Annotated in this window: 1 protein-coding gene; it reads right to left on the bottom strand. The window is 50.2% G+C overall.

From position 1 onward, the window contains the following. Positions 1-518 (bottom strand): alpha-amylase family glycosyl hydrolase (locus R7R78_RS29480; RefSeq protein ID WP_263856361.1); only part of this gene is annotated, 518 nt, incomplete at both ends.

Below are 518 nucleotides of genomic sequence, written 5' to 3'. Positions count from 1 at the left end.
AATACGTTGATGCTCTGGCAGTAAATCTTCATAACGGCCATCGGTGATCACCGGAACCTGTTTACGTAGCTCAATCAAACGTTTGTAGAAGTAGAACACCGAGTTCAAATCAGCAACCGCTGCTTCTGCGTTGATTTCAGAGTAATTCTGCGCCACCTCAAGCCACGGTGTGCCTTCGGTAAAACCAGCGTGCTTTTGGCTGTTCCACTGCATTGGCGTACGTGAGTTATCACGCGACTTCTGCGCCAAAATCGCCATCATCTCCTCGTGTGCGACACCATCACGGTTGACCATAATGTCATACATGTTGGTGCTTTCTACGTCGCGGTACTGGCTGATCTCAGTGTAACCTGGGTTGGTCATACCAATCTCTTCTCCTTGATAAACATACGGCGTGCCTTGCATCATATGTACAGACGCCGCCAGCATTTTCGCCGACTCGACGCGGTATTGTTTATCATCACCTAAGCGGCTGACCACACGAGGTTGATCGTGGTTACACCAGAACAGTGCGCCCC

The organism is Vibrio sp. 2134-1, assembly GCF_033339495.1.
Note: the sequence above shows the minus strand (reverse complement) of the source record. Positions and strands in the feature narration are given on the sequence as shown.